At 52.3% G+C, this 22,923-nt stretch carries 24 protein-coding genes; 4 read left to right on the top strand and 20 right to left on the bottom strand.

From position 1 onward, the window contains the following. Positions 1-99 precede the first annotated feature (99 nt). Positions 100-1,731: a glycoside hydrolase family 32 protein gene (locus JIG40_RS03760; RefSeq protein ID WP_199464779.1), complete on the top strand. Its 1,632-nt coding sequence runs from the start codon at positions 100-102 to the stop codon at positions 1,729-1,731. A gap of 78 nt (positions 1,732-1,809) precedes the next feature. On the opposite strand, the gene JIG40_RS03755 is transcribed toward JIG40_RS03760, so the two are convergent. From JIG40_RS03755 to JIG40_RS03745, 3 genes are all read right to left on the bottom strand, one after another. Continuing rightward, positions 1,810-2,574 carry an EAL domain-containing protein gene (locus JIG40_RS03755; protein WP_199464778.1) on the bottom strand — a complete coding sequence of 255 codons (765 nt, stop codon included), beginning with the start codon at positions 2,572-2,574 and terminating at the stop codon, positions 1,810-1,812. Positions 2,575-2,699: 125 nt separating this feature from the next. Then, on the bottom strand, positions 2,700-4,088 hold the full coding sequence (locus JIG40_RS03750; RefSeq protein ID WP_047457061.1) for a carbohydrate porin: 1,389 nt from the start codon (positions 4,086-4,088) through the stop codon (positions 2,700-2,702). Between the two features lie 316 nt (positions 4,089-4,404). Beyond that, on the bottom strand, positions 4,405-5,328 hold the full coding sequence (locus JIG40_RS03745; RefSeq protein ID WP_158125145.1) for an aminoimidazole riboside kinase: 924 nt from the start codon (positions 5,326-5,328) through the stop codon (positions 4,405-4,407). Between the two features lie 248 nt (positions 5,329-5,576). On the opposite strand from JIG40_RS03745, the gene JIG40_RS03740 reads away from it, so the two are divergent. Then, the gene (locus JIG40_RS03740; RefSeq protein WP_024373193.1) at positions 5,577-5,960 is read left to right on the top strand and encodes a DMT family protein; all 384 of its coding nucleotides are present in this window, start codon (positions 5,577-5,579) and stop codon (positions 5,958-5,960) included. 82 nt (positions 5,961-6,042) lie between these two features. On the opposite strand, the gene JIG40_RS03735 is transcribed toward JIG40_RS03740, so the two are convergent. The 17 genes from JIG40_RS03735 to JIG40_RS03655 all read right to left on the bottom strand — a co-directional run bounded on the left by JIG40_RS03735 (position 6,043) and on the right by JIG40_RS03655 (position 21,341). After that, entirely contained in the window at positions 6,043-7,272 is a 1,230-nt protein-coding gene (locus JIG40_RS03735; RefSeq protein ID WP_199464777.1) for a beta-ketoacyl-ACP synthase, read from the bottom strand. Continuing rightward, entirely contained in the window at positions 7,269-7,994 is a 726-nt protein-coding gene (locus tag JIG40_RS03730; RefSeq protein ID WP_199464776.1) for a 3-ketoacyl-ACP reductase FabG2, read from the bottom strand. Before JIG40_RS03730 ends, JIG40_RS03735 begins: the two co-directional genes overlap by 4 nt. Further along, positions 7,991-8,455 carry a hotdog family protein gene (locus JIG40_RS03725; RefSeq protein WP_199464775.1) on the bottom strand — a complete coding sequence of 155 codons (465 nt, stop codon included), beginning with the start codon at positions 8,453-8,455 and terminating at the stop codon, positions 7,991-7,993. The genes JIG40_RS03730 and JIG40_RS03725 overlap by 4 nt, the downstream gene beginning before the upstream one ends. Beyond that, the gene (locus JIG40_RS03720) at positions 8,448-9,635 is read right to left on the bottom strand and encodes a beta-ketoacyl-[acyl-carrier-protein] synthase family protein (protein ID WP_199464957.1); all 1,188 of its coding nucleotides are present in this window, start codon (positions 9,633-9,635) and stop codon (positions 8,448-8,450) included. Before JIG40_RS03720 ends, JIG40_RS03725 begins: the two co-directional genes overlap by 8 nt. A 10-nt stretch (positions 9,636-9,645) precedes the next feature. After that, entirely contained in the window at positions 9,646-10,260 is a 615-nt protein-coding gene (locus tag JIG40_RS03715) for a DUF3261 domain-containing protein (RefSeq protein ID WP_020428828.1), read from the bottom strand. Further along, positions 10,257-12,596, bottom strand: a complete 2,340-nt coding sequence (locus tag JIG40_RS03710) for an MMPL family transporter (RefSeq protein WP_199464774.1) — start codon at positions 12,594-12,596, stop codon at positions 10,257-10,259. The genes JIG40_RS03715 and JIG40_RS03710 overlap by 4 nt, the downstream gene beginning before the upstream one ends. 1 nt (position 12,597) lies before the next feature. Continuing rightward, the gene (locus tag JIG40_RS03705; RefSeq protein WP_222771312.1) at positions 12,598-13,158 is read right to left on the bottom strand and encodes an outer membrane lipoprotein carrier protein LolA; all 561 of its coding nucleotides are present in this window, start codon (positions 13,156-13,158) and stop codon (positions 12,598-12,600) included. A 68-nt stretch (positions 13,159-13,226) separates the two neighbouring features. Beyond that, positions 13,227-13,673 (bottom strand): acyl-CoA thioesterase, encoded by a 447-nt coding sequence (locus tag JIG40_RS03700; RefSeq protein ID WP_020330130.1) that lies wholly within the window; start codon positions 13,671-13,673, stop codon positions 13,227-13,229. Positions 13,674-13,689: 16 nt separating this feature from the next. Beyond that, positions 13,690-15,231, bottom strand: a complete 1,542-nt coding sequence (locus JIG40_RS03695) for an aromatic amino acid ammonia-lyase (RefSeq protein WP_199464773.1) — start codon at positions 15,229-15,231, stop codon at positions 13,690-13,692. Next, a complete protein-coding gene (locus JIG40_RS03690) occupies positions 15,212-16,939 on the bottom strand; it encodes a glycosyltransferase family 2 protein (RefSeq protein ID WP_199464772.1) in 1,728 nt (575 codons plus the stop codon). Before JIG40_RS03690 ends, JIG40_RS03695 begins: the two co-directional genes overlap by 20 nt. Beyond that, positions 16,932-17,300, bottom strand: coding sequence for a 3-hydroxyacyl-ACP dehydratase (locus JIG40_RS03685; RefSeq protein ID WP_199464771.1), 369 nt, complete (start codon positions 17,298-17,300; stop codon positions 16,932-16,934). Before JIG40_RS03685 ends, JIG40_RS03690 begins: the two co-directional genes overlap by 8 nt. Before the next feature lie 12 nt (positions 17,301-17,312). Continuing rightward, positions 17,313-18,698, bottom strand: coding sequence for an AMP-binding protein (locus tag JIG40_RS03680; protein WP_199464770.1), 1,386 nt, complete (start codon positions 18,696-18,698; stop codon positions 17,313-17,315). 47 nt (positions 18,699-18,745) lie between these two features. Further along, positions 18,746-19,306: a hypothetical protein gene (locus JIG40_RS03675; protein WP_154184270.1), complete on the bottom strand. Its 561-nt coding sequence runs from the start codon at positions 19,304-19,306 to the stop codon at positions 18,746-18,748. Beyond that, positions 19,306-19,563, bottom strand: a complete 258-nt coding sequence (locus JIG40_RS03670) for an acyl carrier protein (protein ID WP_020428819.1) — start codon at positions 19,561-19,563, stop codon at positions 19,306-19,308. The genes JIG40_RS03675 and JIG40_RS03670 overlap by 1 nt, the downstream gene beginning before the upstream one ends. A gap of 15 nt (positions 19,564-19,578) precedes the next feature. Next, the gene (locus tag JIG40_RS03665) at positions 19,579-19,839 is read right to left on the bottom strand and encodes a phosphopantetheine-binding protein (protein ID WP_020330137.1); all 261 of its coding nucleotides are present in this window, start codon (positions 19,837-19,839) and stop codon (positions 19,579-19,581) included. 18 nt (positions 19,840-19,857) lie between these two features. After that, on the bottom strand, positions 19,858-20,622 hold the full coding sequence (locus JIG40_RS03660; protein ID WP_199464769.1) for a lysophospholipid acyltransferase family protein: 765 nt from the start codon (positions 20,620-20,622) through the stop codon (positions 19,858-19,860). After that, positions 20,619-21,341, bottom strand: coding sequence for a beta-ketoacyl synthase chain length factor (locus JIG40_RS03655; protein ID WP_047457041.1), 723 nt, complete (start codon positions 21,339-21,341; stop codon positions 20,619-20,621). The genes JIG40_RS03660 and JIG40_RS03655 overlap by 4 nt, the downstream gene beginning before the upstream one ends. A 74-nt stretch (positions 21,342-21,415) precedes the next feature. Here JIG40_RS03655 and JIG40_RS03650 point away from each other — a divergent pair, with 74 nt between their 5' ends. Together JIG40_RS03650 and JIG40_RS03645 are read left to right on the top strand one after the other, a co-directional pair. Then, on the top strand, positions 21,416-21,808 hold the full coding sequence (locus tag JIG40_RS03650) for a hypothetical protein (protein WP_199464768.1): 393 nt from the start codon (positions 21,416-21,418) through the stop codon (positions 21,806-21,808). A gap of 40 nt (positions 21,809-21,848) precedes the next feature. Further along, positions 21,849-22,916, top strand: coding sequence for a class I SAM-dependent methyltransferase (locus JIG40_RS03645; protein WP_199464767.1), 1,068 nt, complete (start codon positions 21,849-21,851; stop codon positions 22,914-22,916). Positions 22,917-22,923: the final 7 nt, after the last annotated feature.

The raw sequence follows: 22,923 nt of genomic DNA, 5'->3' as shown, positions 1-22,923 counted from the left end.
CAACCGGATTATCCCTCGCTTTATTACGGAAAAACTTGCCTAAACGATGTTTGTTTTATATTTTTGAGAACGTTCCCGAATTTGATATTAGGTAAGTTCATGTCACTACAGCGACTTATTGATCTCGCGGGCGGGGTCGATAATATTCAACGAATTTTAGCCCCGGAAGGGCGGGTGACGGTGGCGGTGCGTGATGCTGAGCGTGTTCAGCCGCTGCCGCAAGAGGTGAGTGCTGAGTCAGTACTGGGCGAGTGGCAGCTGTGCATGGCGCGCGGTAGCGACATCACCGATGCTGATCTCGCCGAGCTTGGTCTGGCCATCGCCAGTGCGCAGCGTCAGGCCGCTTCAGCGTATTTGCAGCCGACGCCTTGTCCGTATCGCCCACAGTGGCACATTTCACCGCCGCAGGGATTACTCAATGATCCGAACGGCTTTATCTATCACCAAGGCGAGTACCATCTGTTCTATCAGTGGTATCCGTTTGCCTGTGAGCACAAAGACAAATACTGGGTGCACCTGAAAAGCCAGGATATGGTGAACTGGGCGTGGCAGTCCATTGCGTTAACGCCGTCGGATTGGTTCGACAGCCACGGGGTATTTTCTGGTCATGCTGTCAGTGATGGTGACGATTTATGGCTGTTCTACACCGGTAACACGCGTCTTGGACACGACCGTCAACGCCAGACAATGCAGTGTGCAGCGCGCCTCAATCAACAAAATCAGTTTGAAAAATTAGGCCCGCAGATTCGCACGTTACCGCCGGGCGTCACGGAACACATTCGCGACCCGAAAGTGGTGCAACGCCAGGGGCGCTGGCATATGTTGCTCGGTGCGCAGACTCAGGATTTGCAAGGTCGTCTGGCCGTCTACCATTCAACGGATTTGCAGCACTGGCAGTTTGATAAGCTGTATGGCGAAGAGTTGGCGCCCTACGGTTATATGTGGGAGTGTCCGGATTGGTTTGAGATGGCCGGTGAGCAGTTTGTGGTGTTTGGTCCGCAAGGCATTCATGCGGATAATCCGCATCACACCATCGTTCATCACAATCGTATCTTTCGCATTCATCAGGATGACAACGGCGGCTTTCATTTTCTGCAAGGCTGGCAACTTGATGCGGGATTCGATTTCTATGCTCCGCAATCGATGCAAACCGCCGATGGCCGCCGCGTGATGTGCGGCTGGATGGGATTGCCGGACGAGGTTGAACACCCGAGTTGCGACAATGGCTGGATTCATCAGTTTACTGCGCTGCGCGAGCTGAGTTGGCACAACGGCAAAATCATTCAACAACCTATTGCAGAACTGGCGCAATTGCGTGGTGAGACTCGCGCACTGACGCTCAACCAGCAGCCGCTGGATCTGGGTCGCAAAAGCTTCGATCTGGAGGTGACACTGCCTTGGGGCAGTGAACTGCGTTTACTGCATGATGATGAGCACGCTGTGGTGCTGACTCTTGACGGCGAGCAAGGCGTGCTGCGGTTTGACCGAAGCCACACCCAGATTCGTCAGGGCGATACCATTCGTGAACTGCCACTGACATCAAGCGAGGTGAAGCTGCGCATTCTGGCGGACAACTCATCGCTGGAAACCTTCATCAATGATGGTGAGCACGTGATGACCGGGCGCGTATTTACACCGTCAAACGCGACGCATATTTCGCTGAATCATGCGGTAGCCAGCGCCACGTTTGCCCCGCTCAACGCCATGCAATGGTCATTTGCACCGCGTTAATCATTACGTTGGTGATTTCACCGCATGCTAAAAAGCCACCGCCAAGGTGGCTTTTGTCTTTGCAGACCAAGGTAACGATCAACGGATAAAATTTACCGCAGGCAGGCACTCAAAACCGGGTTTGGCAAACAGATAGCCTTGCATCAGAGAAATACCCGCTTCCTTGAGCCATTGATATTCAGCCAGCGTTTCAATCCCTTCAGCGAGCGGCGTAATATTGAGTTCGGCAAACATCGCCAGACAATGGCGCACAATGGCTTGGCGCGCGAAATCGCTATCGATGCTGCGTATCAGCGCCATATCCAGTTTGACGATGTTGGTTTGAAAGTCAGCTAACAAATTTAACCCCGAATAGCCGGCACCGAAATCGTCAATCGCTGTTCTAAACCCCAGCGACTGATAGTATTCAATAATGCGTTTGACATGACGACTGTCGGCAATTTGCTCCCCTTCAGTGAATTCAAACATAATGTTCTGAGTGGGAAACTGATAAGTGTTCGCCGCCTCCAGGGTGGTGCGAATACAGCGTTCCGGCTGATAGACCGCATTGGGCAAAAAGTTGATGCTCAGTATGCCGTCAATACCCAGCTTCGAGGCAAGAGAAATGGCCTTGATGCGGCATTGCTGGTCAAAGAGGTAGCGATTTTCTTCGGTTACATGTGCTATCACCACAGGAGCAGGCTCATTGTGGAGACCTCGCACCAGTGCTTCGTAGCCAAATACACGTTGCGCCTGACAGTCAATAATAGGCTGAAATGCCATGGTAAAATCGAAGTCCAACGCACGCTCTACCGCGCATTGCTGGCAGACTATTCTTTCGCAATGTTCTGATTTTTCGCCCATTACATCCACCTAATTGTAAACCCAGACTAAAGGTTAGCTGGCTCCTTTAGGCTCTGCAACTGACGGCTTGCTATCTTAAACGCAACAAAAAACCCGGCTGAAGCCGGGTTGATGGGAGGTATGGTTTAGAACCAGGTTTCCATTTGCAGGGCAAAGACGGTTTCGCCGCCACTGCCCATGGTGCTGGCATCGCTGTCGAGGCTGACGGCGTAATCATCCAGCGCGCTGCTCCAGTCGACATAGCTCACGGCAAAGCGAATTTCCGGGCGGTCAAAGAAGCCCGCTGACGTTGCCAGTTTGAAAGTCGGGGCTATCGTCGCTTTGTAGAAGCTGCCTTTGGCTTTATCGACACTGTTGTCCAGATCCATGTACTGGTATGAACCTTCGTACACCATTTCAAAGTTTTGGGTCAGTTCCTGCGCGAGGCGAACGTTGACCGAAGCCCATTTGAATTCGTCATTGGTTTTGATGCGGTCCTGACTGTATTCCGCCATGACGGCAGGGGCGATGCGCCAGTTATCCGCAAAGCGGGTCACGCCGTAGCTGAACAAACGCATGGCTTTAGCGTCATCGTTCAGGTCGCCGTTTGAGCCGATGCCTTTCAGTTCAGCCCCCAAGCCCTGACCGATCAACACGCCGGATTTGGAGAAACCGTCGCTCAGGCCATAGAAACTCTCACCATGGTAGGCAAACAGCGCGTGTACACCGTTTTCTGCACGTTTGCTTGGTGAGGCGCTGTCGGTGTCGCGGCCTTGGTTATCCGACGAAGTCATGCCGCTGACCATCAGTTGGAAGTTGCCAAAACGGTTATTCATGGTCGCAATGTAGTTTTCCACGTCGGTGCTTGAGCTGTCGATTTCACCAAAGTCTCGGCCGTAGACAGAGAAGTTGGCTTTCCAGCTGTCGGTAAACTGAACATCGTAGATGCCAGCGCCGGTACCAGAGAGAAACACAATGTCAGAGTCAAAAAAGTGGATGTCAAAGTTATCGCGGTCGAAGCGTTTACCGGCCCACAGGGTCGAGTGCTCAAACGCACCGGAGAACGAGCTTAAGTTCGCCAGTTCGGCATACACCTGACGCACGTTGAGTTGGCTGTCGTCTGCGGTCCATTCGTTGTTGGTTTCAACGCTGTCAGCCAACATGATACGAAAGCGGGCGGTCGAACCGTCATCAAGCGTTCGGTTGTGAATCAGGTTAGCTTCAAGATAGTTGTCATCTTCCAGACCAAGGCGGCCAACTGGTGCACCCAGTGCACCGGCGGCGGTCATGTAAGGGCCAGTGCCTGTTGCGCCATTGAGATTGTCATTGATCAAAAGGCCTGCGCGCGCGTAGCCGTGGAACTCAAACGAAGACGCGGATTCTTGCGCCTGCTGCGCGGTTTGCTCAGTTTGTGCCAGGCGCGATTCCAAATCATTGATACGCGCTTCCAGCGTCGCAATATCAGAATCTGCCCAAACGGCTGTGGCAGGGAAGAGGGCAGCGGCAACGGCCAGCGTCAATGCTTTAGTTTTCATTATTCTGTTTCTCCACATTGGATGATAATTTGATGGTTTGCAAACGTTCCCAAATAATCATAAGGCAGCGTGGATGTATGAGTAAAAATTATCTGGCAGTGTTCAAATATAAATGACCTAACACCTGATAAATCATCACTCATTGTGTGGGTTGGACTATATCCAATTGATAGGGAACGATCCCGAAAAATTATTGAAAACTTTTAGCTGATTCACGATCTGAATAAGATTTGTGATCTGGGTATATGTGCTAAGTCACGTTCTATTGGCGATAAAAAAGGCGAGCACGAGGCTCGCCTGACGGACACATTCAGAGTTATTCGCTAAGGAAGTGTTGCAATGCCGCTAAATCGGGCAGGGCTGTCATCGCGCCTTTTTGCGTCGTGGCGAGGGCTCCGCAACCATGGGCTAAGTGGATGGCTTGAGCAATTGCATCGTTTGATTGCCAGTGTCCACTGACCGACAGTTGATACAACAAACCACCCACGAACGCGTCTCCCGCCCCCGTCGTATCCACCGGTTTGACGACTTTGCCGCTCACCAGCGTTTGGCTGCCTGAAGTTACCACCAGAGCACCTTTGGCACCTTGAGTAATCACAACCAGAGGCAGTGACAACGGCGCTAACGCCAGCAGGCCTTGCTCAATCGAATGGGTGCCTGTCAGTAGCATCAGCTCATCTTCGGAGAATTTCACTACATCCGCCAACGCCACCGCGCGCATCACCACTTCGGTAAGCTCTTCCGGCTTGGCCCATACTTCTTCACGCAGATTCGGGTCAAAACTGAAGAAGCCGCCCGCGTGTTTGACGCGCTGAATCGCTGCAAAGGTGCTGCTGCGACTTGGCTCATTGGCCAGAGCAATCGAGCAGACATGTAACCAGTCTCCGGCATGAAACGTAGGAATATCTGTGGGTTGCAGGAATTGGTCGGCGCTTGGCTTGACCATAAATGTAAAGCTGCGTTCGCCGCTCTCGTCCAGATCCACGACGACGGTCGACGTGCGTTGCTCGTCGTCCAGAACCAGATGCTGGCAGTCAACCTGCTCGTGGTTCAACGTTTGCTGCATAAAACGGCCAAGGGGATCGTTCCCGACCCGACCGAAAAATGCGCTGTTGCCGCCAAGGCGCGCAATCGCCACAGCCACGTTAGCAGGTGCACCACCCGGACATTTCAGGTAGTGCGCTTCACCGTCAGGAATTAAGTCGACGACTGCGTCGCCAGTGACCCATACTTTGCTCATCGTATCTCTCCATAAAATTTGCCTCAGTGTAATCCAAGTGCTGCTGATGAACAGTGCCAAAGCCGCTGCGCCTGATGTTGTCATTCAGATTTGTGATCAATTAGGGAGAAATAAACAGATCAGGAGGCATTTTGATTTTAAATTCGGTATCGTTCCCAGTTTTGCGTCAAAGCGATGAATCCGATTGACGGCCAACGCAACTCGGCGCACACTGCGCGCGTTTTCGATCTTGTTTTTCGGAGTCCCGCATGTTTGCTCTTCCTCCTATGCTGATTACGATTGGTTTGTTGCTGATCAGTAACGTCTTCATGACATTTGCCTGGTATGCCCATCTGCGTGAGCTTGGTCATAAGCCGTGGGTGATTGCTGCGCTGCTCAGTTGGGGTATCGCGCTGTTTGAATATCTGTTCCAGGTGCCGGCAAACCGCATTGGTTACACGGTCATGAACCTCGGCCAATTGAAAATCCTGCAAGAAGTCATCACGCTGTCGGTGTTTGTACCCTTTGCGCTGATTTACATGAAAGAGCCGTTTCGAATGGATTTCGTCTGGGCGGGATTGTGCCTGCTTGGCGCCGTGTTCTTTATTTTCCGCCCGCAGATTGTGGAAATACTCAGTCGGGCGGTGGCGTAAATCTTTTTTCCTGACGAAAAATAGAGACAAAAAAGCCGTCCAGAGGGACGGCTTTTGACCATTTGCGAGTGCGCTATCGGCGTTACTCGGCGTGGCGTTTAAAGATGATCGAGGTGTTGATGCCACCAAATGCGAAGTTATTACTCATGAGGTAATCGACCGTCATCTCACGGCCAGTGCCTGTGATGTAGTCGAGATCGCCGCATTGGGGATCGAGACTTTCCAGATTAAGCGTCGGGTGGAACCAGCCAGTGTGCATCATTTCGAGGCTTAACCACGCTTCAATTGCTCCGCAGGCCCCCAGCGTATGACCAAAATAACTCTTCAGCGAGCTGATTGGCACTTTGCCCAGCGCATTCGCGGTGGCGTTACTCTCGGCAATATCACCGCGGTCGGTAGCGGTGCCGTGCGCCGACACATAACCGATTTTCGCCGGATCCAATTGGGCGTCACGCAGCGCCATTTCCATGCAAATCTGCATGGTTTCCATCTGTGGTTGCGTCACGTGTGCCGCATCACAGTTGCTGGCAAAGCCAATGATTTCCGCATAAATTTTTGCCCCGCGAGCTTTGGCGTGTTCGTACTCTTCCAGCACCAACGTGCCAGCGCCTTCGCCAATCACCAGACCATCACGTTCGCTGTCGTATGGGCGTGGCGTGGTCTTCGGCGCGTCATTTTTCAGGCTGGTGGCAAACAGGGTGTCAAACACCGCCGATTCAGTCGGGCACAGCTCTTCGCCGCCGCCAGCCACCATCACGGTCTGGTAACCATGTTTGATGGCTTCGTAGGCATAACCAATTGCCTGACTGCCAGAAGTACAAGCGCTGCTGGTGGGAATGACGCGGCCGCGCAGACCAAAAAACAGTCCAACGTTTACCGCAGTGGTATGCGGCATCATCTGTACGTAGGTGGTCGCAGTAATTGCTTTGGTGGTTTTCTCATTCAGCATGACACCAAACGCGCCGATGGCGTCGGTACTGCCGGTCGATGAACCGTAAGCAATGCCCGTCTGGCCGTTGGTCAGAACGTCGTTGCCAATCAGTCCGGCCTGAATCAGCGCGTTTTCGGTCGCAACGGTAGCCAGTTGTGAGACGCGGCCCATACCGCGTACCTGCTTACGTTTGTAATGTTTCGGCAGTTCGAATCCAATAACCGGCGCCGCCAGTTTGGTGTTCAAACCTTCATACTGTTCGTAGCTCGGCATGTACTGGGTAGCGTTCTGACAGTCGCGCAGCTTAGGCTCAATGGCCTGCCAGTCGTTACCAAAAGCAGTAATACCGGACATCCCTGTGACAACAACACGACGGTTCATAGCAGACCTCCGTTGACTGAAATAACCTGACGGGTCACGTAGCCCGCAATATCCGACATTAAGTAGCTGACCAAACCGGCCACTTCTTCGGGTTCACCCATACGACGCAGAGGAACCTGAGGCAGGGCATGCTCTTTGACGTGTTCGTCGATCATACCCGTATCAATCAGGCCCGGAGCCACGCAGTTGACGGTGATTTTGCGTTTAGCCAGTTCGAGCGCCAGTGCTTTGGTTGCGCCTATCACCCCCGCTTTCGCTGCGCTGTAGTTCGTCTGGCCACGGTTGCCCATGATGCCGGACACTGAAGCAAGCGTGACGATGCGGCCACCTTTGCGCAGTTGCACCATCGGCATCACGCACGGGTGCAGCACGTTGTAAAAACTGTCGAGGTTGGTGTGAATTACGCCATCCCACTCTTCTTCGGTCATGGCTGGGAACGCGGTATCACGGGTGATGCCAGCATTGTTCACCACGCCGTAATAGGCGCCGTGTTGTTCAATGTCGTGTTCAATTTTGCTGCGACACGCAGCTCGGTCACCGATATCAAATTGAATCAAACGGCCCTGACCGCCGTTTTGTAAAATGGTGTCGAGTGTGTTTTGCGCGCCTTTTTCATCGCCCATGTAATGCACAACAATGGTAAACCCATCTTTTGCCAACTGAATTGCAATGGCCTTGCCGATGCCTTTGCTGGCGCCGGTGACGAGAACTTGTCGGGTCATGCGTGACTCCTGATTTTCATTTCTTGTAATTTTTCTTCTGATGGCACGTACACATTAAGCTGGCACTGTGCCACTAACTGGCCCTGATGCTCAAGACGGGCGGAGAAGACGGCCATGCCGTTATCTTCCATCACCTGTTCGGCATGAATATCCAACGTTTGTCCCTGAGTGAAATGATCGCACTCTGCCTGATAGCGGCGACTGCCGAGCAGAAATCCGATCGGTGGTACGGTTCCTTTTTCAAGGGCATGGAAACCGGACCACGCGGCGATAGACTGAGCCATAAACTCAATGCCGACATACGCCGGAATGGTTTGCGTCTCTTTATCAAAGAACATCAGGTGAGCGCCGATATCCACCTGACAGTGAATCGACTCAGCACCAATGTCGAGAGCACGATCGACCAGAATCATCGGTCTGGCGTGCGGAAGCAGTTGCTCTATGGCTGGGTATTCACGCATTGACGTATCCAAAAATCAAACTGATGTTGTTGCCTCCAAAGGCAAACGAGTTACTTAAAATGGCTTTTCCATGCAGCGTTTGGTCTGATTCGACCAAGGAGACTTCAATGTCTTGCGCTTTGTTGTGGCAACGCTGTTGTGGCAGCGGCAGATCGTAACGCAGCAAATGCCAGGCGATGGCGGCTTCGGTAGCGCTGGCGGCACCGAGCGTATGTCCGGTTAACGGTTTGGTGGAACTTACCGGAACGCCGTCGCCAAACAAACGGAATATCGCTTTGCTTTCCATACTGTCGTTGAGCGGTGTGGCGGTGCCATGGGCATTGATATAGCCGATGTCCTGTGGGGTTAAACCGGCATCGTCGAGCGCCTTTTGCATCGCATCAAACGCACCGACGCCTTCAGGATGAGGCGCGGAGATATGGTGTGCGTCGGAACTGTCGCCTACGCCGAGCAGGGCGATGTTGCTCGGTTCGCGGCAAAGAAGCATAAACGCGGCCGCTTCGCCGATGTTGATACCACTGCGCTCAGCGCTGAATGGCTGGCAGAGCGAGTTTGACAGCGCTTCCAGGCCATTAAAACCGTTGAGAGTGAGCTTACAGATGGTATCGGCGCCGCCGACAATCACTGCGTCGACCAAGCCCGCTTTGAGCATCCGTTTGGCGCTGATAAACACGCGGCCACTGGAGGAGCAGGCGGTGGAGATAGCGTAGCACGGGCCAGTGATCCCAAAGTAATCCGCAACGAACTCGCTGGTGTTGCCAAGCTCTTGTTTGCGATAGTGATAATCAGCAGGGAAAGCGCCTTGGTCCAGCTTCTGGGCGTAGGCGTGTTCGCCATCCGAAATGCCTGAGGTGCTGGTGCCAACAATTACGGCGACCCGATCAGCGCCAAAGCGCTCGATTGCGCTTCGCACGCTGAGTTCAATTTGCTGTAAGGCTGACAACGCCAGTTGGTTGTTGCGCGAGTCATGACGCGCCAGTGTCGCCGGAACGTCAGGTAATGTCTCCGTGACCCGGCCGATGATGGTCGATGTCCCTGTGTTAAGAATTTCATCGTCGCGCAACATATGCGCGCATTGACCGCTGGCCAACGTGTGATGAATTTGCGCTGCTTCGCGCCCCATAGCGGAGTGAAAGCCACAGTCATGAATGAAAATTGGAAATGAAGAATGGGAATTCATCATGGCTTATCTACTGTTGTGATGCTGTTTGTGTCGGTTGAAGAGTCAGCGTCTGAATCGTGATGTCGTAGTTCAGAGGCAGATTCTTAAAATGAATATCGCCGCTAAGCGGAGTGTCGCCGGAGTAGGTGATAGCCAGAATAGTTTCACCTTTTTCATTGATCACAGTGCGCTGATTAGCGTCATCAATAATTCGCCACCTTACCTTATTTAGCGGGGCTTCCCAAGCATTTCGCGGCCAGAGCGTGATCATCAGGTTAAATAGTACCTGTTCCGGCTTTGGAACGGTGTTCTCTAAACCGGACAGCACCTGAGTCTGAATCTGCTCGCCATCGTAATCGAGAGAAAGAATGCGTGTGCCCCACGAGGAAAAGCCCGCCAGCAGCACCTGCTGATCGCTGACCTGAAGCTGCACCGGTAACTGCTGACTTTGACTGTGGCCAGTTTCGTTGTGCCAGGTCGCTGAAATCAGCTGGCTGGCGGTAAACGACTGACTAAGCTGAGCCGGCTTAGGCAGTTCTACCCAAACATCCGGGCTGATTTCGACTTGTGTCGCGCTGATCTGGGGTTGCAAACTGCAAGCGCACAACCAAAGACTCATCAGACTGGTCAGTAACCACTTCATGATTTTGACTCCGAAGGTGGTGGTGGCTGAATCGCCAGCGGCGAGAGCAGCCAGGCAATAAAAATGCCGCTTAAGGTGGTGACACCGAAGCTGTGAATCGCGTGAGTCTGGCTCAGAGCCAATAGACCAAACGACAGCAGAGTGGTTATCGCCGACAAAGTAATCGCGAGCAACGTGCTATGGCTGCGAGACTGCTCGGCAAAAAACAGTGTGTAGTCGATACCGATACCAATCACCAGCACTAAGGCCAGCAGGTTAAACAGGTTGAGAGCCGAACCCGTCAGCACAGTGACCGCCAGTCCGACCATGCACGCAATCACACAGGGGAACAGAATGCGCAGCGTGTGTCGCCAGCCGTAACGCCACATCAGCAGCAGGGCGATTCCGGCCAAGGCAGCCGCCAGCAGCTCCATCACTTTGACGCGGTACTCGCCAAACAGCTGCGAGATTTCGGCTGCTTTATCCAGATAAGCCAGATGTGCGTCATTGGCAGCAAACGCCTGAATCACATAGGCATGCTGCACGCCTTTTAACATGATGACCGCGGCGACCGCTTCGCCAATCCGGCCAAGATAGAGAAACTTCACCGGCTCAGAGACACTTGCGCTCAGATAATCACTCAGCGATACGGGGATAAATGAGGCGCTCAACGTCGGCTCGCTAGCCAGTCGCAAGCTTTGACTCAGTTGCGGAGCAAAGCCTTGGTAGAGTTGCTCAACCAGCGCAAAGTCGCTTTGCTGGCGCTGCTGTGACGCCAGATATTGATGCAGGCTCTGGTAACCCTGTAACACCTGATCCTGTTGCCAGTTTTGCAGTGTGCCATCGAGCTGTTCAAGTTTCTGCATCAGGGCCTCGTCATCGTTGGCCGAAACCACCAACATCTGCTGTGACGAGTTCATGCCAGTGACCTGACTGACCCGCGTTTCCTGCTGCTTTAATGCCTGAGGCATGGCTTGCAGTTGACGAATGTCGTCATCGTAGTGCACCTGTGTCAGAGCGATGGCACTGAGCACCAGAAGCGTTGAAGGCAGAGCGATGCGTATAGTGCGACCTTGCCACCAATCGAGCCATCGACTGAGCAAGCCCATGGCGGGCAAATGACGAGAGGGCGTTGGCGCGCGCGCCAGTAACGGATACCAACTCACCACGGTAGCGTAGGCGGCCAGCAAACCAATCGCGGAGAAGAGCGCCAGTTGCTGCAAGCCCGGGAACGGCGCAACGAGCAAGCCCAAATAGCCAATTAAACTGGTGATTAATCCCAGCGTGATGGCGGCAAGAATGTGTTTGAGCCCGGCAACGCTGTCCCAACGTCTACCGGCAGCCAGACGATCAGTCAGATAATGGAACGCGTAGTCGATGGAAACGCCAATCAAGCTGGCGCCGAACACCAAACTGAACAGATGCACCTTGCCGAAAATGGCAGTGGTCGTCGCTAAGGCAACCAATAATCCGACCGATACCGATAGCAAAGCCAGCAGCAGTGGCGCCGCGCTGCGAAACACCAGCATAACCAACAGCACAATGCCGAGCAGCGACACGCTGCCGATGGTGCTGATTTCAGATTTGGCGCTGCGGGTCCCGAAATCTGCGTAGAACACCACGCCGGTGTAAGCCATCTCGACCTGATACTGCTGCTTGATTGCTTGTTGCCACTCATTAACCTGAGCCACGATCTGCTGAGCTTGCAGGCTATAAGGCGAATCAGTCAGTGAGGCGGTGAGCAGTACGTACGTCTGACCATCTTTTTGTGTGGTCAGGAAACCTTGGTGCAATTGAAATTGGGTCGACAACTGATTGAGGTGACTGAGGTAATCACGAAACAGCAGAAACGGATCGCTGGCGAGCTCCTGTCCGGTCACGCCGGAAAAGGGATTATAGAGCGCTTGGATGACGCTTTGCACCTGCTGTTCTGGTGTCGTTTTGAGACGGTTACGTTGCGCGTCAGTCAGAAATTGAAAACGGTGCTGAAAGTAATAACTCGCCCAGGCTTGCTGCTTGGCTGCGTCAATCTGTCCGGTGACTTCAGTCAGTTCACTCTGGTGACGGAGTTTGGTTTCGAGGTCGCGCGCGGCAGCGAACAGTGACGTGGAATCCTTACCAGTCAGAACAAAGGCGACTTTATCGCTCATACTGTCAGTCACTTTATCAAACGCGGCCTGAGCGAGCGGGTTCTGCCGTGACTGCGGCAGCAGCTTCATGATGTCGGTTTCAATCGGCGAGCTAGCCGAAAAGGCCCATTGTTTCACGAGCAATGCTGAAGCTAGCACAACCAGCGCCAGCCATAAAAAGGCGAGGCGCGAAGAGGCAATGGAGCGGGAGCTTGGCAAGTTTGGCATATTAAAACTCAAACTGCGCTTGTTCCGCTTGGCTTAACGTTTGCGGCTCGTGCGTTTGCGCGCTGAAGCGGATCTCGGTGTTATCACCACGAACTTCCTGCAGTGACAGAGCGTTGATATCGTCTTGACCCTGCAACGTAATGTGTTTAAACACCGCGTTGAGAGGAGCGCCTTTCGGAGTCAGAACCAGCGTCCACTGCTCATCCTGAACAGAAAAATCGAGGTCAAATTCAGATTGCAGTTGCTCGGTGTCACCGTGGAACACCGACAGGAAAATATGGCTGAAATAGAATGCCATCGGGTTCTCTTTGGCGGTGATGGTTTGCGGCGCTTGGCCGGCAAACGTCTGGCGCAATTTGTCTTGCGTCAGCACCAGATTGACCGGAAAAGGTGTACTTTGTTGCCACAACAGGCCATGCGCTTTATCAAGCAGAAATGTGCCCTGCGAAGAGAGTGGCTCGGCAAACATCTCAATTTTACGGCTTTGCGTGAAGTCACCACGCACAATCTCAAAGCGTTGCAACTGAGTCTGCAGCGACGCCAGATCAGTGACCTGAGCCATGGCTGTTGAGAATAGACTGGCGGCGCTGAGCGCCAGCAGGGTAAGTAAGCGATACGTCTTTTTTGCCATCATGCCAGACACTCTCCGGTTTGGTGCCAGTGGGACACTTTGTCGGTGAAAACCGTTGGGGAGACGAAACACATTTCTTGCGTTTGTCGTTCGACCGCAACTTGAGTGGTGTGCGCTTTGCACATACGTTGACCGCTTTCGGCATCAAAGATGACGTAGTCAATGCGCAGGCGATTTTCCCATTCAGTCAGGCGAGCATGGACGCGAATTTTATGGTTAAACGGAATCGCTTTCACATATTTAACGCGAGTATCGATAACCGGCCACATGTAGCCGGAATCGTTCATCGCCAGATAGCCATAGGCAATTTTATCCAACAGCTCACGGCGTGCTTCTTCAAAATAGCGGAAGTAGTTGCCGTGATACACCACGCCCATCGGGTCGGCGTCCTGAAAAGAGGTGACCAGTGTCACCTCTGTTTCCAGCGGGAAAGTCACATCACTCATACTTTCTCCTCAATGATTAATACAAGGCCCAGTGTTGGGTCTGAATACGTTCGATGAACAAGCGCAGATCGGCTTCTAACGGGCGATCTTCTACCACAAATTCAAACTCACTCTGCACCGCGTCAACCATCTGCTTCAGGCTGTGGCTCATGTGTTGCTCATCCAGTTCCTGATGACGTTTACGCAGCTCAATCGCCTGTGTGGCCGCCAGCAGTGAAGCCGCCGCCACCTGTTCGGTCAGTTGCAGAACACGTAAACAGTCGCGCGCGGCGATGGTGCCCATGCTCACTTTGTCCTGGTTGTGACACTCCGTGGATCGGGAGAAAACGCTCGCTGGCATGGTGTGTTTCAGCGCTTCTGCTGTCCAGGCTGAGATGCCAATTTGTACTGCTTTAAAACCGTGGTTAATCGGTTTACGTGCGCCTTCTGCTCCGGTGAGGTTAAATGGCAGGCCGTTGTTGAACTTGTAGTCCATCAGCTGAGCCATTTGGCGATCCAGCAGATCGGCCAGGTTTGCCACGCCAGTTTTTAACGTGTCCATCGCCATGGCGATGTGGCCGCCGTAGAAATGACCACCATGCAGCACGCGTTCGTTGTCGCCATCGATAATTGGGTTGTCGTTAGCGCTGTTGAGTTCATTTTCAATCAGCTGACGCAACCACGGCAGAGCATCTTGCACTGTACCAATGACGTGCGGTGCGCAGCGCAGCGAGTAACGATCCTGCAGACGGTCGCTATTGCGTGGTGGACGTTCAGCCTGAAGGTCGTCACGTAGCCAAGCGGCAATTTGTTGTTGACCAGGATGAGGTTTCACCGCAAACAGCGCTTCATCAAAGTGGAAGTCGTTGCCGTGCATGCCCACCGAGACCAGCGCCGTGATTTTGGTCGAGAGCTGTGCCAGATATTCTGCGCGTTTGTACGCCAGACAGGCCAGCGCGGTCATCACTGACGTGCCGTTCATCAGCGCCAGACCTTCTTTGGGTTTAAGCTTGATCGGCGGAATACCCAGTTCGGCAAACACGTCGCGGGTTTCGCGCAGTTCGCCTTTGTACAGTACATCTCGCTCACCGATGAGTGTTGCGGCAACGTAGGACAGAGGCGTCAAATCGCCGCTGGCTCCAACCGAACCTTCCTGAGGAATGCGCGGCGCGATATCAAAGTTAATCAGATTGATCAGTTGATTGAGCACATCGTGCGACACACCAGAAACACCTTGTGCCAACGAACACAAACGCGTGGCCAGAACTGCGCGCGACTGCTCATGAGTCAGAATTTCACCCAAGCCACAACCGTGGAAACGGGTCAGGTGCAGCGGCAGTTCTTCAACCAGACTGGGTGGAATGGCCACGGTGCATGAGTCGCCGTAACCGGTCGTCACGCCGTAAATCACGCCTTCTTCTTTCAACAGACGCTCAAGAAACGCCACTCCGCGATCGATGCGCGCTTTGTAGGCGTCAGAATCGTTAATTGCCGCCTGTGCGCCATTGGCAATAGCGACCACATCTTCGATGGTCAGGCGCTCCGCGCCAAAGAGAATCTTATTGTTGTTCATCGTCATGGTGTTGTTTGCTTAATGTCCAAAAGTTGAAAAAATTGTACCACTGTAGCGGTGCATTCAGCGTGTGGTGTTGCAGGCGCTCAGCATAGCGCTGAACCACTTCTTGCAGCGCGGCTTGTCGGCGTGCCCTTGGCAGCTCAATACCATCGCTGAAATGTTCGAAATAAACGTCAAAATGTGGTGTTTTTTGTGTGTCGTCACGCAGACCAAACAAGAGGTAAACCGGCGCTTTTAATACGGATGCCAGCATGAATGGCCCTTGCGGGAACGGTGCAGATTGACCAAGGAAATCGGCCCAGACCACGCGGCTCTCTTTGCTGGTGGAGGTGCGATCGCCGACAATCACTACCCATTCGCCCTGCTCAATTTTCTGTTGCAGCAGAATGGCGGTGTCAGGGCCGAGTGTCGAGACCTGAATCAGGTTGAGTTCGGAGCTCGGATTGATGGCTTTCATCACCGCGTTGAAGCGTTCAGCATGTTCGGTAAACACCAGAGCATTGATCTTGATGTTGGCGTGACGACGGCCGAGCGCGCGACACAGTTCGATGTTGCCAAGATGCGAACCTAAAATCAGCACACCTTGCTGCTTTTCCACCATCGACTGAAACTGCTCCTGGCCATGAATGGTCAGGTTGTCGGCACTAAAATCTCCGCGCCAGGCCGCCAGCTTATCGAGCATGGTTTCGCCAAACGAAAGCAAATGCCGATAGCTGGTCAGATTGACAGGCAGCGTGATGTGGTTGCTGGCAGCGTAATGGGTCAACTGTTGCAAATAGTGCTCAGACGCGCGGCGTGCCTGTTTGCCCGTCAGGTAGTAATAAGCCATCACCCCTCTGAGGATCAGTTGAAACGCGCCGCGACCCAGCAGGCGGTAAACCCACATCAGTGTTTTGATGCCAAGTACTGTGCCGCGCTCCTGACGTTTTGACCAGTGAGCGTCGCTGCCTGTTTGGCGACGTTTTTTTCTGGCCAGCAGTGCCGGGATTCTTGGCAGCATGCCAAAGAACAAACGGGTATGCATCCAACTGATTTTGACGTTGTCCCACAGCGCATCGAAGTGAGAAATGCCGCCTTCCGGGTAAATCACCCGTGTCTCGACGAAATCGATGTCGACACCTTGCCAGTACATACGCACCAGAATTTCGATGTCGAAATCCATGCGGCTGCCAATATCAAAACGGCTTAGTACCTCGACGGTTTTGGCCACAGGATAGGCGCGAAAACCGCACATACTGTCTTTGATAGCAAACGACAGCGTTTCAATCCATACCCAGATATGCGTAGCGTAACGGCCATAAAGTCGCGCTTTTGGTACGCTCTCGTCATACACCGGTTGGCCGGAAATGAGATGCTGCGGATTGGCCTGAGACGCTTCAATCAGTGTAGGCAGCGCTTCAATATCGTGCTGGCCATCAGCATCAATCTGAATCACGTGGCTAAAACCAAGCCAGTGCGCCTGACGGATGCCCGCCATCACCGCGCCGCCCTTGCCCTGATTGACTGGCAGCGTCAGCAGATGCACGTTATCGCGTTGTGCGGCTTCACTCAGCGCGGCTTTGGTTTCCTGATTACTGCCGTCATCGACCAGCAGCACCGGAAACTCAAAACGAGCCAGCGAATCAAGCACCGCGGCTACGGTTGAGCCGTGGTTGTAGCAGGGGATCAAAAAGCAGGGATGATACGCGGGAGCGAAGGAATTCTCAGTCACTGCGTTCTCCCAGTTTCATTTTGCCCGAGGAATGCACCACTGGGTGACCATCGCGTTCGGAGCGATATTGAAACGCCAGTTTTTGTTTGTCGGCATCCCAGTTCAGGGTCAGGATGACTTCCATATCTGGCAAAATCGGCTCCTGAAACTTGATCACTTCCATCCCTTTAAACTGGTCGGGCGTCGACAGCAGTTCGCAAGCGTAGAAAATTGCCCAGTCGATCTGCGATACGCCCGGCAGCAGAGCAAACTGTGGGAAATGGCCGGAAAAATCCAGAATGTCGGCATCCACCCGCAAGGACAATGTTGCCTGCGATGGTTGAATGTCGGTAGCCAGTAACGTCGGTTTTCTTTTGATCATAGTGCTCGTTATCTAATCGCGAGTCTGCGCATCGGCAAACAGTCGCTCGATTTCGGTATTTTGTCTTTTGCCCTGACTGTTGAGCGGAATTTCCGTGACGATGCGAAAGCGGCGCGGCACGGCAATCGGTTCAAGCCATTGGCGCAGTTCGTTGCGCAGCAGCAGCCAGAATTTACCTTTGCCCAATGTTGCGACGCTTTGGTGACCGTCTTGGGTCAGCACAATCGCCGCCAGCAATACGGTGCGTTCACCTTCGCTGGCCGGGATCACGGCGCACTCATCAATATAGCTAAGTTGCTCTGCACGTTTTTCCACTTCGACCAGAGAAACCCGCTTTTCTTCCACTTTAATGATGCGGTCAGTCCGTCCTTTGAGCACAAAGTGGCGTTCATCAACAAATTCGCACTCATCGGCAGTTTGATACCACCCTTGTGGATCGACATGCGCAGAACGCAGGCGCAGACAGTTTTCTTGATTGAGTGTCGCTTCAACACGCGGAAACAGCTGCCAAGGTGTCACTGCATGGGCTTGTTGACGATGCGCGATACCGCCCGTTTCCGTACTGCCAAACACTTCGACGGGCAGCGAGCCAAATAGTTCGTGGGCGTGGACAGCCGCAGAGTGGGGCAGTGGGCCGCCGGATGAAAACGTCATGCGCAGAGTGTTTGCCTGATGTTCTTCCGATAGGCGTTTTAATAACGCGGGGCTGCTGATTAACGCCACGTCAGGGCTTGCGTGAGCGTTCACTTGCTCTGGGAACTCCAGATTGTGACGTGCAAACGGTCGGCCTGCGCACAAAGGCCATAACAGGCGAAACAGTAAGCCATAAATGTGCTGATGCGATACGGTCGCTTCAATTCGGCATCCTGACAGGGCTTCGCCCCACAAAGACTGCAGAATGCTGACTTCGACATCCAGTTGACGCAACGTTTTATGAATCGCTTTTGGTACGCCGCTCGAACCGGACGTAAACAGGGTCAGTTTGGTCGCATCAAGATCAAGCGGAGCAAAGTCGAAATGCGGCGATGGATCCGTCACTTTGCCCAATTCGATATTCGGGCAGTTGGCGATATCGTTCAGTTCACTGTCGTGCAGCAAAAGATCAAAATGGGCGCTCAATTCAGCCAGCGCCTGAGGCTGATAATTACCAGGCAGCACTATGGATTTTCCACTGTGACACAGAGCAAAAAAGCCGACGGCGAACCAGTAACTGTCACGGGCGCACAGGGCGACGGTTGGTTGCGGGTAGCGATTCAGAAGATGTGTGTAATCACTCACATTCTGAACAAACTGCGACCAGCCAATGTGTTCATCGCCCTGAAAGGCCACCACGTTCTTGTCACGTGATGTTAGTAAGAGTTGTGACAGGGAACAGAAAGGAGTGTTGCTGTGATTCATGCTTTATCAGTCCTTGCGAACAGTTATTCTGGCAAACAGTTTGGTGTTCAATCGTGTTGACGAACAGAGCGGCGAACCAGCCATTCAATGGTAAACAGTGCGCCAGCTAGGCAGTAACTGATAAGACCGTTGTACAGCGTCCAGATTTCCAGCGGCAAAAAACAGGTGTACAGCGCTGTGATTCCATTGAATAGGAAAAACAGACACCACACCTGCGTGACTTTGCGCGTATATCGCACGCCACTGGCAGGTAAATCGGGTTCTTGTAAACGGGCCAGACGTTCAATCAGGGTCTGTGGTTGCTTAAGGCTACTGGCAAAAAACAGCAGCATGCAGGCGTTAACCGCCACCGGGTAGAACATCAGCCACCCTTCTTTGCGAAACACCACGCCCAAAATAATCAAAGTGATCCCAATGAGACCACTAATTGCAGCTAACTGTTTGAATTCTTTTAGTTTGGTTCGACTTGCTGTGATGATGCGTAAAGCGAACATCACAGCAAGTAACAGCCCAATGATACTTAATCCAAGTTTATCGATGCCATAATAGACAGCGAAAGGGTAAGCGAGCAGAACAATTGCAGACAGGGCTGTCAGCAGTTGGCGCATCAGGCGTCCTTGAGCAGTTCGGTTACCGCTTCAACCACGTCTTCAACGGTGCGTACGGCCTTAAACTCTTCCGGCTTAATTTTCTTGCCGGTAACTTTTTGCAGATGAACCACCAAATCCACGGCGTCAATGCTGTCCAGATCTAGGTCCTGATAAAGATGCGCGTCTGGCTGAATGTCGTCGGCGTCGATCTCAAACAGCTCTACCAGAGCGTCTTTAACCTGATCAAATACTTGCTGCTTATTTGTGTCTGTCATAGCGATGTCTATCAATTAGTTACTGGTTTGAGATGAGATGTAACGAGCCAGATTGGCGACGGATGAAAAATGTTGGCGAGTGTTGGTGTCGTCCGCGTCAATCACAATGTTGTATTTCTTTTTGATCGCTAAGCCAAGCTCAAGCGCATCAATCGAATCCAGACCTAAACCATCTCCGAAAAGAGGAGCTTCAGTATCAATATCATCAATGCTGATGTCTTCTAGATTCAGGGCATCGATGATCAATTGTTTAATGTCGTTGTGTAGTGTTTCCACTGGGACCTACTTTTTTTGTTATTTATCAACTGGAAAAATCACTTCAGCTAAATGTCGATTTAATCGCCTAGCCGCCGAAGTCGGATTGTTAGTTTGCTCTATAAAGGGCGCGACCTCAACTTTATCCTTAACTTCCATCAGGAAAAATGGACGTGTATCGGGAACCTGATACCACTTTTTCTGTTTCGTCAGAAAGCTGGGTGTCACTGTAATGTGAATGACGCGTAAATCGCGTTCAGTACGAATCGCAATCTGCGCTGCGCCGCGTTGCAATTTGGATTCTACTCCCGGCGTGGTGCGGGTGCCTTCCGGAAAGACCAGCAGCACGTTACCGCGCTCAAAACGCTCATCACACAGGCTCAGCAGATCATCCGGCGTTTCGTTAGGAATATAGCCAGCCGCTTTGACGATGTGCTTCATAAACGGATTGGACCAAATGGCCGATTTCACCAAGCAGTCGCATTGCGGTAACTGCGAAGCTATCAGCACATAGTCAATCAGGCTTGGGTGGTTGGCGACAATCAAACAGTTGCGGTCCTGCTTGAGGATCTCCGCTCCGTCAATTCGATAATCAATTGCGCCAGTGGCCTTCATTAACTTGCAAAAGAAGTTGAAGGTGGCACGAATCACTTTTTGTACCCGATATTCTCGTTTAATTTGCTCGCGCGTTGTCAGCCGAATCAACGGAATGATGATAAAGCTCAGGGTCAGGCCGCCAAGGCCAAACACGCTGAAACAGAAACCGGTGGCGAATATTCGCCAATACTGGCTGATGATTTTCATTTCTGCTGCCATTGCCAAGTGTTGCGCTCGCCCTGAACCAACCACTGTGTTTCACTAGCCAGATAATGTTTCAGCACGACCAGTGCCTGAGGCAGGATATCGACCTCTGAAGTTGCTGCCAATCCGGTCACGTTCCACTGGCCGCCCGCAGAAAGAACCAGCCCCAATGCGTATCCGCTGAACTGCTTGTCTTCAAATTCCTGATAGGCTTGTGGCAGGGGTAGATCAAAATCGACCAGCAGCACACGTTGCTCAGGATGCTCTGACAGATACAACCAAGCTTCAGTCAGTGCGCTGTGAAAAGTGTTGTCTCCCGCCACAATCGAGGTGACCGGAATGGCTTGTTTGCTGGCGATGGTTGATAGTCCGGCTGCCGTGTTGTGCACCGACTGCGAGAAGTTCATCGGAGAGGCTTCTTCGCCGTGTAGAATCTCTTTCACCAGCTCGGCACTGCGATGCAGTTCACCATGACGGCTGGAAAATACCAGATAATCAACCGCATGCTCGTTCATTAAAGAGAGTGCCGTTTGAACCGCTAATTTACTGAGCGGACTCATGCGGCGGCGCATCATTGGCGGAATGAGTCCGGCTTCAATCGGCCCTTCTGGCCAGATTCCATCCTGACTCCATGATTTCCATTCATCGCATTGATGAATTCCCTGCGCGTTGGCTGACCAGGCGTCGATATTGAACGACATGAATTGCAATTGATTTGACATAAACGATTGATTTGTTGCCGAGGGGATTAAATACTATGGCCGACTTTTCATTTTGCTGAAAATAAGGATAAGCCATGAAGGTAATTAAATTAACCCTATCAGTTTTATTAATATTTTTGTTGGCTGCTTGTGGTCGCGTCCAGCATGTTCTGAATGTGGAGAATACTCCAGTTGCTTATAATCTTCAAAGTGATCAAATTAAATTAGCAATTACTCAAGCAGCACTTCAACGCGGCTGGGTTATTCAAGAGATAGAGCCCGGCCTTTTGGACGCCAAAATTAGTGTGCGTAACCATTTCGCTGAAATTCATATTCCTTATAACGAAAAATACTACTCAATTCTTTACGTTAGGTCAGAAAACTTAAAAGCGAACGATGGTAGCATTCACCGCAATTATAACCGTTGGGTCAACAACTTAAACGTCGATATTAAGAAACAGCTTGCGCAAGCTGCGGCGGCTCAATAGGTGAATTTCCGAACACACTAATAACAGCTAGGTTCTCTTGATGGAACAACTTGACCCCTTTAACGCTCTCGAAGCGAAGACTGAAGCCCAAAAACTTTCATTTGCCCCGATCGTATTCCATACCGCAAGAACATTGCGTGATTTGGGGATTTTAAAAGCACTGGATGAGGCGGGTGACACTGGTTTGTCCGCACAGGCAATTCATCAGCAGACAGGCGTATCCGAGTACGGCGTAAAAGTGCTGCTCGACATGGCGATTAGCGCCAACATCGTCTTGTGGACTAAACCGCACTATCGTCTTGCTAATTTGGGCTTTTTCCTGCTGCATGACGGCATGACCCGCGCCAATATGGATTTCACCGCTGACGTCTGTTACGCCGCGATGATGCACTTAACGGAGGCGATAGAAGAGGGCAAGCCTGCGGGGCTGAAAGAGCTGGGGGATTGGGAAACCATTTACCAAGGGTTGTCACGCCTGCCGGAACAAGCCAAACAGAGCTGGTTCCAGTTCGACCATTTTTACTCCGATCGCTCGTTCCCGGTTCTGTTGGAACGGGTGTTTGCCGACAAGCCGAAACATCTGGTCGACATTGGCGGCAACACCGGAAAATGGGCACTGCAATGCTGCCGTTATGATTCAGAGGTGCAGGTAACGATTGTCGACTTACCACAGCAACTGGAAATGGCGATGCGTAATGCGTCCGAGCAAGGATTTGCCGAGCGTATTCATCCGTATCCGGCCAATATGCTCGACAAAGCGCAAGCGCTGCCGGAGAAAGCCGACGTATGGTGGATGAGCCAGTTTCTTGACTGCTTTTCACCAATGGAAATTCTCAGTATCCTGCAACGGGTACGAGCTCAGTTAACCGAAGATGCCGTGGTGTATATTCTCGAACTGTTTTGGGATGCACAGAAATATGATGCGGCGTCATACAGTCTGAATGCGACTTCACTCTATTTCACCTGCCTTGCCAACGGCAACAGCCGTTTCTACCGCAGTGATGACTTCCTTGAACTTATCGAAGCGGCGGGGTTGGTCATTGAAGAACGTACCGACAATATTGGTTTAGGCCATACCTTACTTAAACTCAAAGCAAAGTCAAAATGACAGTAAA

The organism is Vibrio sp. bablab_jr001, from assembly GCF_016464285.1.
Taxonomy (GTDB): Bacteria; Pseudomonadota; Gammaproteobacteria; order Enterobacterales; family Vibrionaceae; genus Vibrio; species Vibrio fluvialis.
The sequence above is the reverse complement of the archived record's forward strand: the minus strand, read 5'-3'. Positions and strand labels throughout refer to the sequence as shown.